We start from the raw sequence: 12,661 nt of genomic DNA, 5'->3' as shown, positions 1-12,661 counted from the left end.
TCTCACTCCTCGCCGTCGGCCGCGACCTGTGCGAGGGTGCGTCCGGTGCGCACCGAGCGGGCCCGCCGGGGATCCGGGGTGCCGTGCCCGGCCGACCGCGCCGGCCCCTTGCGCACCAGCAGCCAGGCCTCCTGTTCACCCTGGTCTCCCCGGAAGCGGGTCAGGGCGTACTCGCCGCGCAGTTTGCTGCCGTGCAGCCGGAAGGTGGCGTGCCCGCGCTCCAGCGACTGAGCGAAGTCCACCGGGCGTCCCTTGCGGTCGTGGCTGAGCGGCTCGTACGTGCCGTTGTCCCAGACGATCACGGTCCCGCCACCGTACTCGCCCTTCGGGATCACGCCCTCGAACTCCTCGTACTCCAGCGGATGGTCCTCGGTGGGCACGGCCATCCGCTTGTCCCCGGGATCCGTGGACGGACCCTTCGGGATCGACCAGGACTTCAGGACGTCGTCGACCTGGAGCCGGAAGTCGAAGTGCATCCGGCTGGCGTCATGGATCTGCACCACGAAATGCGGCTCGTCACTCCCGGCCCGCGGCTCCTGCCCCGACGGCTCGCGGGTCCGCTCGAAGTCGCGCTTGCCGCGGTACGTCCGCAGCCGGTCCTCCGCTGCCACCTGAGGCTCCTTCCGTACGACCGCCTCACGGGCCCCCGGGTACCCCGGACCGGGCCGTTCAGCCCCCGATGCCGTCCAGCTCGGCGACCGCGTCGTCCGGCAGCACCAGGGACGCGGCGGCGATGTTCTCCCGCAGGTGCTCCGGCGAGGAGGTGCCGGGGATCAGCGCGATGTTCGGCGACCGGCGCAGCAGCCAGGCCAGCGCCACCTGCTGCGGCGAGGCCCCGAGCCGGGCGGCGACCTTGGCCAGCGCGTCGGACTGCAGCGGGGTGAAGCCGCCGAGCGGGAAGTAGGGCACGAAGGCGATGTTCTCGGCCGCCGTGCGCTCCACCAGCGCGTCGTCCTGCCGGTTGGCCAGGTTGTACAGGTTCTGCACGGTGACCACGGGCGCGATCGCCAGCGCCTCGTCCAACTGCGCCGCGGTCACCGTGCTCAGCCCCAGATGCCGGATCAGCCCCCGCTCCCGCAGCTCGGCGAGCGCGCCGAACTGCTCCGCCAGGGAGTCCTTATTCGGGGTGTCCACGTCACCGACCCGCAGATTGACGACGTCCAGCGACTCCACGCCGAGGTTCCGCAGGTTGTCGTAGACCTGCGCCTTCAGGTCCTCCGGGTGCCGGGACAGGATCCAGCTGCCGTCGGCACCCCGGCGGGCGCCGACCTTGGTGACGATGTGCAGCTCCTCGGGGTAGGGATGCAGCGCCTCCCGGATGAGCTCGTTGACGACCACGGGCCCGTAGAAGTCGGCGGTGTCGATGTGCGTGATCCCCGCCTCCACCACCGCGCGGAGCACCGCCACCGCCCGGTCACGGTCCTTCGGCGGACCGAAGACGTGCGGGCCGGCCAGCTGCATGGCGCCGTAGCCGACGCGGGTCAGGGTCAGTCCGTCGGCCGGGGTGAGGGTGCCGCCGAGCTGTGCAGTCATGTCGTACCTCTCCAGATGATGCTCAGGATGCCCTGGCCACCGGACCTGCCGGCGGCCTCGCTCTCCACCCTGCGCCCGTCGGGCCCGCCGTTGCAGTACCCCGTCGATCCTGGGAGTGACAGGGCCAGTCACCGCCGGCCGGGCCGCCGTACGGTGGGGCCATGGACCGAACGAACGCGCTCGGCGAGTTCCTGCGCGCCCGCCGGGCGCTGGTGCGGCCCGAGGAGGTGGGGCTGCCCGGCGGCGGTCTGCGCCGGGTGCCGGGGCTGCGCCGCGAGGAGGTCGCGATGCTGGCCGGCATCAGCGCCGACTACTACCTGCGGCTGGAGCAGGGCCGCGACCGCAACCCGTCCGTGCAGGTCCTCCAGGCCATCGCCGGTGTGCTGCGGCTCGACGCCGACGCCACCGCCCACCTCGTCGGCCTCGCCCAGGACCGGCCCGGCCCAGGCGCACGCTCCGGGCGTCGCACCCAGCAGGTCCCGGCGAGCCTGCTCCAGCTCATCGACGGCTGGCCGCGCAACCCCGCCTACGTCCAGAACCGCTACACCGACTGCCTCGCCGCCAACGCCCTCGCCACCGCGCTCACCCCGAACTACCGGCCCGGCGCCAACCTCCTTCGGGCCGTCTTCCTCGACCCGGCCGAGCGCGAGCTGCGCCGGGACTGGGAGGACCTCACCGAGGAGGGCGTGGCCGTACTGCGCTCCGAGGCGGGGGCGGACGCGGACGACCCGCGGCTGCGCGACCTGGTCGGCGAGCTGTCCCTGCGCAGCGAACGCTTCCGCACCCTGTGGGCCCGGCACGAGGTACGGCCCCGCCGCGGCCGGGTGAGCCATCTGACCCATCCGCAGGTCGGCGACCTCGACCTGCAGTCGCACAAGCTGTCCGTGGACGGTACCGACGGCCTCACCCTGGTCGTCTTCCACGCCGAGCCCGGCAGCCGCAGCGCCGAACTGCTCGACATCCTCGGCAGCCTCGCCGCGCCGGCCGGTGCCGGTGTCCGGCCGGGCAGCGCGCAGGAACGGATCGAGGAGCAGTAGGGGCCCGGTCGGTTCAGAACTCCTCGTGCCTTTCGGGGTCGCCGCCGAGCCGGTGCGGAGCGTGCCGGGCGATCGCCGCGAGCTGGCCGGAGTCCAGCTCGAAGCCGAAGACGTCGAGGTTGGTGCGCTGCCGGCCCGGATCGGCCGACTTCGGGATGGGCAGCGCGCCGACCTGGAGATGCCAGCGCAGCAGCACCTGCCCCGGCGTCACCCCGTGCGCCGCGGCGATCTCCGCCACCGCGGGATCGTCCAGCAGATCGCCGCCCCGGCCCAGCGGGCTCCAGCTCTCGGTGACGATGCCCTTGTCCGCGTGGAAGGCGCGCAGCTCCTCCTGCGGGAACAGCGGGTGCAGCTCGATCTGGTTTACCGAGGGCAGCACCCCGGTCTCCTTCTCCAGCCGCGTGATGTGCTCCGGGGTGAAGTTCGAGACACCGATCGAACGGACCAGCCCCTCCTCGCGCAGCTTGATCATCGCCTTCCAGGAGTCGGCGTACCTGCCGACCCGGGGATTCGGCCAGTGGATCAGATACAGGTCCACGTACTCCAGGCCGAGCCGCCGCCGGGACTCCTCGAAGGAGGCGAGCGTCTCCTCGTAGCCGTGGTGCCGGCCGGGCAGCTTGGTCGTGACGACCACCTCGTCGCGGGGCACGCCGCTGCCCGCCACGGCCCGCCCGACCCCCGTCTCGTTGCGATAGTTCGTCGCGGTGTCCACCAGCCGGTAGCCCAGGTCGAGCGCGGAGCGTACGGCCTGCTCGGCGGCCGTGTCGTCCAGTGGCCAGGTGCCGAGGCCGATGGCGGGGATCGTCGTACCGTCGTTGAGCGTGTGCGCCGGAATGCCGTTCACGATGGGACCTTCCCTCGACAGTGTCGTCCCTCCAGCCTCACGGACACGGTGAGCGGTGATCAACCGGAGGGGTGGGAAGAAGAGGACAGCGGACAGCGCGGGCGGCGGCGGACGGCCCACCTCGCGGGATGTCGCGCGGCTCGCCGGCGTCTCGCACACGCCCGCGGCCTGCGCCGCCGCCGTGCGGCCGTGATCGGGCTGGTCACCGACGAGAATGCCTCCTCGTCGTTCGCCGGGCGGCTGCTGCGCGGGGCCTGTCGGTCTCCAGACGCCCCGTCAGGTAACCGGTCGAGCAGGGAGTCCCGTCCCACAGGGGCACCACCAGGACATGCTCACCGCCGCTCGTCCCGAGCAGCTGCGGGCACTCCCAGCCGACCGCCTTGTCGCCGAACGCACCGGCGGCGACCGGGTCGTGGCCGTCCAGCAGGACACCCGCGAACCGCCACGCGGTCAGCTCCCCGCAGTCGTCCAGCAGCACCGACGGGGGTGCCGTCGGAACAGCCCTCTTCACGGCCGGCGGCAGGCGGTGTTCCGGAACCCGGTCGTCCTGGCGTTCGCCCAGTGAGGGCCCGGGTGTCAGGATCGGTGCGGAGCCGGTTCGGACGAGCATCGGAGCGCGTATGACGACGCACAGGGCCACCGCGGATCACACCGAGCGGGTCGAGGGCGTGGAGGTGAAGCCGGCCGCCGGGCACATCGGCGCCGAGATCACCGGTGTCGACCTCACCGGGCCACTGGACGACGCCGTGGTGGCCCTGATCCGGCAGACCGTGCTGCGCTGGAAGGTGGTCTTCTTCCGCGGGCAGGACCTGGACCACGCCGGGCATGTCGCCTTCGCCCGCCGCTTCGGTGAGCCGGTCGTGCTGCCGCGCCGTGGTCCGCACTCGCCGCCGGACTTCCCGGAGGTCGAGACGACGGCCGACCGGCTGGAGGTGGCCGGACGCTACGGCATGGAGCACGACGAGTGGCTGCACCGCCGTCGGCACACCCTGCTGCGGGGCTGGCACTGCGACTACGGGAGCCGTGTCGACCCGCCCGCCGCGACCATCCTGCGCGCCGAGACCGTCCCGCCCTACGGCGGCGACACCACCTGGGCCAACCTGGCCGCCGCCTACGCCGGTCTGTCCGCACCGGTCCGCGCCTTCGTGGACGGACTGCGCGCCGAGCACCGGCTCGGCGTGGGCTACCAGCCCCGGCCCGGCGACGACGCGTACCTGCGGCATCTGCTCGACCATCAGGTGGCCTCGGTGCATCCGCTGGTCCGGGTGCATCCGGAGACGGGGGAGCGGGTGCTGTTCGTCAACGGCTACTACCTCGAACAGATCACCGATGTCTCCCGCCGGGAGAGCGCGGCACTGCTGGAGATGCTGCTGGAGCAGGCCGTGCGCCCCGAGTACACCGTCCGCTTCCGCTGGGAGCCGGGCAGCGTCGCCTTCTGGGACAACCGGGCCACCATCCACCTCGCCCCCAGCGACAACGCCCACCTGGACTTTCCCCGGATCATGCACCGGGTGATGCTCGCGGGGGAGGTACCGGTGGGGGCGGACGGGAGGCGGTCGGAGGCAGTGGTGGGCACGGAGCCCGGCCGCTGGTGAATCGGGCCCGGGGCGAGGGTCGACCAGGACGCTGATGAGCGGCCCCGGGGCGCCCGCGACCAGCTGTGGGCGGCCGGCGCCGGATGGCGTCGGTGCCGAGGATCGGCGCTCAGCTCGCCGGCTTCCACCCCAGCGCCGGTCCCAGCTTCGTCGCCATGTCCGTCAGGATCTGTACGTAGTCCTCGTGCTCGAAGGTGAACGGCAGCGCGAACGCCACCTCGTCCACCTCCCGGAACGCGGCGTGTGCGCGCAGCCGTTCGGCGATGTCCTCCGAGGTGCCGACCAGGTCCGGGGCGAACAGCAGCCGGCCCGGACCCTGCGGGGAGGCCGTACGCGGCAGGCGTTTCGCCGCGTACGCCTCATACTTGGCGAGCTGCCCCGGGCTTGCGGAGTCGGTGGGTATCACGACGAGGCCGTGCGAGACCCGGGCCGCCTCGCCGTCGGGGTGATGGGCGCGGAACTCCCGGACGAGGGAGAGCTGGATCTCGGCGAAGTCCCACGGCCCGTCCGGCTGTTCCGCCTTGACCACGCTGCTGGTCAGGAAGTTCATGCCGTGCTCTCCCGCCCAGCGCGCCGAGCGGAGGCTCCCGCCGCCGTACCACATCCGGCGGCCGAGCCCGGGGGAGTGCGGCTGGACCGCATCGCTGAACACCTCGAATCCCTCGACCCCGCTGAAGTCGCTCGCGGGCTTGCCCCGCACCAGGTCCAGCAGCCGTCGGACCCGCTCGTAGCCAAAGTCCTCGGCGTCGGCCGTGTCCGGGTACAGGGCGTCCTTGACCTGCTCGAAGTGCATCGGCGGGCCCACGCTGACGCCCGGGTTCAGCCGGCCCCCGGACAGGACGTCCACCGTCGCCAGATCCTCGGCGAGACGCAGCGGGTTCTCCCAGCCGAGCGGAGTCACCGCGGTGCCCAGCTCGATACGGCGGGTGCGCTGGGAGGCGGCGGCGAGGACGGCGACCGGGGAGGAGATGCCGTACTGCAGATGGCGGTGGCGCAGCCAGGCGCTGTCGAAGCCGAGCCGCTCGCCCAGCTCGATGATCTCCAGGGTGGACTCGTGTCCCCGGGCCGGATCCGCCGGGTCGAACAGGCCGATGGTGAGGAAGCCCAGCTTGCGCAGCGGGCGGGCGGTGGGCGGCACGGGCTCCTCCAGCGGTCGCACGTCGGTTCCTTTCCGATTCTGGCAGGCGGGTGTGACAACCGTGTGATGACTTCGGCGGGACGACGATCTCGCCCTCGACCGGCGGGATGTTGCCCGGGTCATTCACCACCAGCCCGGCACAGCCGGGGCTCCGGAGGTGCGCCGGTACGCTGGGCAGCCGCTGCAGAAGGGGGCAGATCGTGGAACTCGCCTTCGCCGGACGGGTCGTGGAATGGCGGGGCCCGGCGCCGTACTACTTCGTGGCCGTGCCGGACGCGGAGTGCGCCGACATCCGTGATGTGGCCGCGCTGGCCAGTTACGGCTGGGGCGTGATCCCGGTCGAGGCCAGAATCGGCGGCACGGACTTCACCACGTCCCTCTTCCCCAAGGACGGCGGATATCTGCTGCCGCTCAAGAGCGCCGTGCGCCGGCCGGAGGGACTCGCACCGGGTGACGAGGTGACCGTCGCGCTGACCGTGCGTCTGTGAGACCTGCCGCAAGGCCGCCAAGCCGCTCACTCTCCCTGAATCGAATATGTGTACGAGTTCGGGTGGGCGGGAAGACACCGGAACGTGCGCCCCGACCTCCTCCCCGCCCAACTCGTCCGCACCGCCCGCTTCACCCGCGGCGTCCCCGGTCGGTTCACCGTGAGCGCGGACGGCGGAGCCGTGCTGTATCTGCGGGGTCGTACGGGGGACGACCCCGCTGCCTGTCTGTGGCGGCTCGAACTCGACTCGGGTGTGGAGCGGTTGCTGGCCGATCCGGTGCGGCTGCTCGGTGCCGGGCGCAGGCCGCGCGGGATCGAGGGGTATGCCGCCGACGAGGCCGGCGGGATCGTCGTCTTCGCACTGGGCGGTGTGCTGTGGACCGTGCCGGTGCGCGGCGGCGAACCCCGGCGGCTGCCGGCCGCACGCCCCGCCGTCGATCCGCGCCCCGATCCCGCCGGCCGCCGCATCGCCTACGTCTGTCGCGGTGCGCTCCGTGTGATCGGCGGGGACGGCAGCGGGGACCGGCCGATCGCCCAGGCGGAGGACTCCGAAGTGGAGTTCGGGGTCGCGGCGCACACGGCCGCCACGCTTCCCGACGGTCCGCGCGGTCACTGGTGGGCACCGGACGGCGCCGCCCTGCTGTGCGCCCGCACCGATCGCCGGCGTGTGCGGCGCTGGTACCGCACCGACCCGGCCGCACCGGACAGTCCGCCCACGCTTCAGCGCCACGCCTTCGCCGGCACGCCGAACCCCGACGTCACCCTCTGGCTGGCCCCGGTCGAGCCCAACGGCCCGCGCACAGCCGTCCGTTGGGACCGTGACGCCTTCGAGTACGTCGTCGGCGCCGGCTGGGACGCGCATGGTCCCTTCGCCGTCGTGCAGTCCCGTGACCAGCGCACCGTCCGGCTGCTCGGCATCGACCCGGCGGACGGCCGTACGACGGTCCTGCAGGAGCAACGGGACACCCACTGGGTGGAGTTGGTGCCGGGGCTGCCGGCCCGCACCGCCTCCGGCGTCGTCCTCGCCCACGCGGATCTACAGGGCACCCGGCATCTCACGGCCGACGGCGAACCGGTCACACCGCCGGGCCGCCAGGTGCGGGCCGTCCTCGGCGTCGACGGGGACGAGGTGCTGTTCACGGCGTCCGACGAGCCCACCGAGGTCGGTCTGTGGTCCTGGCGGGCGGGGACCGCGCCATGCCGGCGAAGCGCCGGCCGGGGGCTGCACGGGGGAGTGCTGCGCGGCGGTACCCTCGTCCGGACCACCGCGGACATCACCGGGCCGACCCCGCGCGCCGAGGTGCTGCGCGCCGGGCGGCGGGCCGTGCCCGTCCCGTCGTACCCGGAACCGCCCGTGCTCGGCGTGCGCCGGAGCATGCTGCGGCTCGGCCCGCGGCAGTTGCGGGCCGCCCTCTACCTGCCCTCCTGGCACCGGCCGGCGGCAGACGGCCCGCTTCCGGTGCTGCTCGACCCCTACGGCGGCGCCGGCGGTCTGCGGGTAACCGCGGCCCACGACTGGAGGACGCTGGTGTCGCAGTGGTTCGCCGAGCAGGGCTTCGCGGTGCTGGTGACCGACGGCCGGGGCACCCCGGGGCGCGGGCCGGACTGGGAACGCACGGTGTACGGCGATCTGTTCGGGCCCGCGCTCGACGACCAGGTGAGCGCGCTGCGGGCCGCCGCCCGCGCGCACCCCGTGCTCGACCTGCGGCGAGTCGGCATCCGTGGCTGGTCGTTCAGCGGCTCGCTCGCCGTGCTCGCCGTGCTGCGCCACCCGGATGTCTTCCGTGCCGCCGTGGCCGGGGCGGGCGTCACCGACCAGCGGCTCTACGACGCCCACTGGCGTGAGCGGTTCCTCGGCCATCCGGAGGTGTACCCCGAGCGGTACGAGGCCAACTCCCTGCTCCGCGAGGCGCCCCGACTCACCCGTCCCCTGCTGCTCGTCCACGGCCTCGCGGACCCCAAGGTCGCGCCCGCCCACACCCTCCGGCTGTCCGATGTGCTGCTCGCCTCGGGCCGGCCGCACGAGGTACTGCTCCTGCCCGGCACGGGACACCAGCCCATCGGCACCGACGTCACACGCGACCTGCTGCGGCATCAGGCGCGGTTTCTGCAGGGCCACTTGGGGGCCGCGCCGCCGGATCCCGGTCCTCCCGGCTCACGGGACGACCGGTAGACGCACGCCGTACGTCCCTGCGGAAGCGGCCGCGGCCGGCGCACCCGCGCTCACCGGCATAGGGAAAACCCGCGAATGCCGTACGCGGGAGTCGGCAACGCCTTCGCCGGTATCAACGTCGGCAGCCACATCACCCCGCCGAGCAGCGGAGTGACGGTCACCAAGCCGGGCAGCCAGTCCTCGACCGTCGGCACCGCCCCTGCAGGTCCAGGCGAGCAGCACCAACAGCGGAGCCCTGTCCTACAGCACCTCCGGCCTGCCCGCGGTCCTGTCGATCAACAGCTCCACCGGCCTGATCACCGGTACGCCCACCACGGCGGGCACCTACAACACCACGGTGACGGTGACCGACTCCACCGGTGCCACGGGCACCGCGACCTTCACCTGGACGGTCAGCGCGGGTGGCGGTGGCGGCTGCACCTCGACCCAGCTGCTGAGCAACCCCGGCTTCGAGTCCGGAAGCACCGGCTGGAGCGCCACCAGCGGCGTCATCACCAACGACACCGGCGAGGCGGCCCACGGCGGCTCGTACAAGGCCTGGCTGGACGGGTACGGCACCACGCACACCGACACGCTGTCCCAGTCGGTGACCATCCCCGCGGGCTGCAAGGCGACCCTGACCTTCTACCTGCACATCGACACCTCGGAGACCACCAGCAGCACCCAGTACGACAAGCTGACGGTGACCGCGGGTTCGAAGACCCTCGCGACCTACTCGAACCTCAACGCGGCCTCCGGCTACAGCCAGAAGACCTTCGACCTGTCCTCGCTGGCGGGCCAGACGGTCACCCTGAAGTTCAACGGCGTGGAGGACTCCTCGCTGCAGACCAGCTTCTCGTGGACGACACCGCCCTGACGACCGGCTGACCCACACCTGGCGGTCCCGCACCCCGGCAGCCGGCCGGGGTGCGGGACCCTCGCATGTCACCTCGGTGTCAGCTCAGCGGATCCAACGTCAGATACGCCTGCTGCGGGCTGCCGTCGTGCACCAGCGACTCCTGGTTGCCGACGTCGTCGAAGGCGAACGCGTAGGCCTTGCCGTCGGCCATCTGCGCATGCACCGCACGCGCGTACTGGTTCGTCAGCGCGTCCTGGTAGAAGGCGGCCGTCGAGGTGTCCGGCTGGTTCGGGTTCACCAGCAGGGTCGAGCGGTTGAAACCGGCGCACAGCGTACGGGAGATGGGGCCCCGCACATTGTCGTTCGGCGCGTCGAGCAGCTTGTGGCAGCCGAAGACGCTGTCGGCGTCCGGCTTCCGGAAGCTGGTGACGACCGCGCCCGCGGAGTTGGTGAAGTTCATGACGTCGCCCGAGACGCGGCCGTAGTACTTGGTGCCCGGCTGGTCGGCGAACGGCGTGACGGTCAGCGTCGAGGTCGAGTACTTCTGCCAGACCCGGTTGACGTAGTCGTCCATCACGTTCGCCGGCAGGGCGCCGGTCTCCACGCCGTACAGCGGTGACAGGGCGCGCAGCACCGTGCCGTCGGAGCGGGTCTGGATCAGGCCGGACCAGCCGCCCGACTGGCTGCGCAGGGCGTTGAAGAAGCCGTTGTAGCCACCGGACTTCAGGTGCCCGGTGGTGCTCACGCTGCCGTCGGAGCGCCGCACGCCGACCGCGTACGGCGCCGAGAACATGTCCACCTGGGTGCTGTTCAGCCATAGCCCCGAGTCGTTGAGGGTGTACTCGGACCAGTTGAACAGGATGGTCCGGTTGGGGTCGGAGGGGTTCTGCACGGCCGGCTGCACCAGGCCGCCGGTGGTGAGCCGGAAGTCGAGCTTCTGGCCGTAGGAGAAGTAGATCCGGCCGGAGAACTTCGGTATCCGGATGGTCGTCGACTGTCCGGGGGCCGGGCCGGCGATCGCCGCGTCCGGGGCGGGCGTCGGCGGATTGCCGCCCGCCGGCCAGGCATGGAAGCTTCCGTTCGCGTCGGCCCAGCCCTGCTGCCCGGAGGACAGCTGAGTGCCGAGGTCGTAGACGTAGACCGGCTCGGAGCGGCCCGAATTGTTGGTGATCTTCAGCGGGATGGTGTCCGGTACCGCGGCACCGGCACGGTCCGGGGCACCGAGGGCGAGCACTCCGCCGACCAGGGCCGCGGCGGCCGCCAGGGGCAGCGCCGGGTGCGTGCGTGTGTGAGGCACTCTCCTTACCTCCGTGTGGGGTCGGGGTCGTACGGATATTGGTCCGTACCTGTTTGAGAGCGCTCTCAGACTGGTGCTGCGCCGCGTGCATGTCAATGCCCGAGCAGACCGGCTTACGGCGCCCGCCGTGCGGCAGGCGCCGTGGGCGGGTGTCAGAACGTGCGCTTGAGCAGGTCGAGCAGGGCGGCCCAGTGCCGTTCGTCGGCCTCACGGTCGTACGCCGTGGTGTCCGCCTGGGTGTAGCCGTGCCGGGCGCCCTGGTAGACCTCGCAGGTGTGCCGGACCCCGGCCGCGGTCAGGGCCTCCTCGAAGCGCTCGATCTGCTCCGGGGGCAGTGACCGGTCGTGGTCGGCGTGCCCGAAGTAGAGCTCCGCGGTGATGTCCGGGGCGCCCAGGTGCGGGCTCGTCGGCTCGTCGGTGGCGAGGCCGCCGCCGTGGAACCCGGCCGCGGCCGCGACCCGGTCCGGGTGCGCGGCCGCCGTCCACAGGGTCAGACGGGCGCCCATGCAGTACCCGGTCACCGCGACCGGCCCGTCGGTGACCAGCGGGCTGTCGGCCAGCCACTGCAGATAGGCGCCCGCGTCCCGCTTGATCAGGTCGGGGCTCAGCGAGGACACGACCGGGCCGAGCCGCTCCCAGATGGCCGGATCGGCGGCCGGGTCGATGAACTCGGGCAGCTCGACGACCGGGGTGCGGGCGAGGCGGTAGAAGACGTTCGGTACCAGCACGGTGTAGCCGGCGGTGGCCAGCCGGTCGGCCATCGACCTCAGGTGCGGCCGCAGGCCGTAGGCGTCCTGGTAGAGCAGCACGCCCGGGCGGGGGCGGCCGTCGGCGGGATGGGCGAGGTAGGCGTCGGCGACGCCGTCCTCGGTCGTGATGTCGAGATCGGTCGCCTGGACATCGGTCATGGTGGGCAGGCCTCCCTGGGGGACATGGGCGTCGGGCGGCGATGGCCCCACGACGCCACGGCTACGGCCCATGCTGTCACGCAAGATCCGTAACCCCGCACCTGGAGTGCCGCGCACTCACTCGAAACGGCTGGTGTCCCCGGCCCCCCGTCGTACGATCTCCGCCTCGCCGCTGGAGAAGTCCACGACCGTCGTCGGCTCGGTGCCGCAGTCGCCGGAGTCGACCACCGCGTCCACCGCGTGGTCGAGCCGGTCCTTGATCTCCCAGCCCTGCGTCAGCGGCTCCTCCTCGTCGGGCAGCAGCAGCGTGCTGGACAGCAGCGGCTCGCCCAGCTCCGCCAGCAGCGCCTGGGTGACCACATGGTCGGGGATGCGCACGCCCACGGTCTTCTTCTTCGGATGCAGCAGCTTGCGCGGCACCTCGCGGGTGGCCGGGAGGATGAAGGTGTAGCTGCCGGGCGTGGACGCCTTCACGGCCCGGAAGACGTCGTTGTCCACCCGCACGAACTGGCCGAGCTGCGCGAAGTCCCGGCACATCAGGGTGAAGTGGTGCCGGTCGTCCAGCTGGCGGATGGAGCGAATCCGGTCCATGCCGTCCCGGCTGCCCAGCCGGCAGCCCAGGGCGTAGCAGGAGTCGGTCGGGTATGCGATGAGTGCTTCCGAGCGCACCGCGTCGGCGATCTGGGCGATGCTGCGCGGCTGAGGGTTCTCGGGGTGCACGTCGAAGTACTTCGCCATTCACCGAGCTTATGCCGTACCGGACGCCGGATGCGCACCCCACGTGCCACCGGCACCGCCGGCAAGCCGGATC

Annotated in this window: 11 protein-coding genes and 3 pseudogenes; 6 read left to right on the top strand and 8 right to left on the bottom strand. The window is 72.3% G+C overall.

From position 1 onward, the window contains the following. Positions 1-2: 2 nt before the first annotated feature. Positions 3-611, bottom strand: coding sequence for a DNA polymerase ligase N-terminal domain-containing protein (locus tag ACWCQS_RS14090; protein WP_388629365.1), 609 nt, complete (start codon positions 609-611; stop codon positions 3-5). 58 nt (positions 612-669) lie between these two features. Next, on the bottom strand, positions 670-1,533 hold the full coding sequence (locus ACWCQS_RS14085; protein WP_451004668.1) for an oxidoreductase: 864 nt from the start codon (positions 1,531-1,533) through the stop codon (positions 670-672). Between the two features lie 161 nt (positions 1,534-1,694). Here ACWCQS_RS14085 and ACWCQS_RS14080 point away from each other — a divergent pair, with 161 nt between their 5' ends. Beyond that, positions 1,695-2,570: a helix-turn-helix domain-containing protein gene (locus ACWCQS_RS14080; protein WP_451004667.1), complete on the top strand. Its 876-nt coding sequence runs from the start codon at positions 1,695-1,697 to the stop codon at positions 2,568-2,570. A gap of 13 nt (positions 2,571-2,583) precedes the next feature. On the opposite strand, the gene ACWCQS_RS14075 is transcribed toward ACWCQS_RS14080, so the two are convergent. Continuing rightward, positions 2,584-3,414 carry an aldo/keto reductase gene (locus ACWCQS_RS14075; RefSeq protein WP_451004666.1) on the bottom strand — a complete coding sequence of 277 codons (831 nt, stop codon included), beginning with the start codon at positions 3,412-3,414 and terminating at the stop codon, positions 2,584-2,586. Between the two features lie 55 nt (positions 3,415-3,469). Between ACWCQS_RS14075 and ACWCQS_RS14070 the strand changes: the two are divergent. Continuing rightward, positions 3,470-3,669, top strand: a pseudogene (locus ACWCQS_RS14070) (transcriptional regulator); the annotation flags it as partial. 10 nt (positions 3,670-3,679) lie between these two features. On the opposite strand, the pseudogene ACWCQS_RS14065 reads toward ACWCQS_RS14070, so the two are convergent. After that, positions 3,680-3,898, bottom strand: a pseudogene (locus ACWCQS_RS14065) (glycoside hydrolase family 32 protein); the annotation flags it as partial. A 136-nt stretch (positions 3,899-4,034) separates the two neighbouring features. On the opposite strand from ACWCQS_RS14065, the gene ACWCQS_RS14060 reads away from it, so the two are divergent. Continuing rightward, complete coding sequence (locus ACWCQS_RS14060; RefSeq protein ID WP_451004665.1) at positions 4,035-5,009, top strand: TauD/TfdA dioxygenase family protein; 975 nt, start codon at positions 4,035-4,037, stop codon at positions 5,007-5,009. 109 nt (positions 5,010-5,118) lie between these two features. Here the strand turns inward: ACWCQS_RS14060 and ACWCQS_RS14055 are convergent, their stop codons facing one another. After that, positions 5,119-6,147, bottom strand: coding sequence for an LLM class flavin-dependent oxidoreductase (locus tag ACWCQS_RS14055; RefSeq protein WP_451004734.1), 1,029 nt, complete (start codon positions 6,145-6,147; stop codon positions 5,119-5,121). A gap of 200 nt (positions 6,148-6,347) precedes the next feature. On the opposite strand from ACWCQS_RS14055, the gene ACWCQS_RS14050 reads away from it, so the two are divergent. The 3 genes and pseudogenes from ACWCQS_RS14050 to ACWCQS_RS14040 form a co-directional block, all read left to right on the top strand. Next, a complete protein-coding gene (locus ACWCQS_RS14050; RefSeq protein ID WP_451004664.1) occupies positions 6,348-6,635 on the top strand; it encodes a DUF1905 domain-containing protein in 288 nt (95 codons plus the stop codon). Between the two features lie 84 nt (positions 6,636-6,719). Beyond that, complete coding sequence (locus tag ACWCQS_RS14045) at positions 6,720-8,807, top strand: prolyl oligopeptidase family serine peptidase (RefSeq protein ID WP_451004663.1); 2,088 nt, start codon at positions 6,720-6,722, stop codon at positions 8,805-8,807. 81 nt (positions 8,808-8,888) lie between these two features. Beyond that, positions 8,889-9,674, top strand: a pseudogene (locus ACWCQS_RS14040) (putative Ig domain-containing protein); the annotation flags it as partial. 68 nt (positions 9,675-9,742) lie between these two features. On the opposite strand, the gene ACWCQS_RS14035 reads toward ACWCQS_RS14040, so the two are convergent. The 3 genes from ACWCQS_RS14035 to ACWCQS_RS14025 form a co-directional block, all read right to left on the bottom strand. After that, positions 9,743-10,942 (bottom strand): glycoside hydrolase family 64 protein, encoded by a 1,200-nt coding sequence (locus tag ACWCQS_RS14035; RefSeq protein WP_451004662.1) that lies wholly within the window; start codon positions 10,940-10,942, stop codon positions 9,743-9,745. 152 nt (positions 10,943-11,094) lie between these two features. Continuing rightward, the gene (locus tag ACWCQS_RS14030; protein ID WP_451004661.1) at positions 11,095-11,850 is read right to left on the bottom strand and encodes a dienelactone hydrolase family protein; all 756 of its coding nucleotides are present in this window, start codon (positions 11,848-11,850) and stop codon (positions 11,095-11,097) included. A gap of 117 nt (positions 11,851-11,967) precedes the next feature. Beyond that, complete coding sequence (locus tag ACWCQS_RS14025; protein ID WP_451004660.1) at positions 11,968-12,588, bottom strand: L-threonylcarbamoyladenylate synthase; 621 nt, start codon at positions 12,586-12,588, stop codon at positions 11,968-11,970. Between the last annotated feature and the right edge of the window lie 73 nt (positions 12,589-12,661).

It is taken from the genome of Streptomyces sp. NPDC002076 (assembly GCF_053593835.1).
This window is presented reverse-complemented; position numbering and strand designations above follow the sequence as displayed.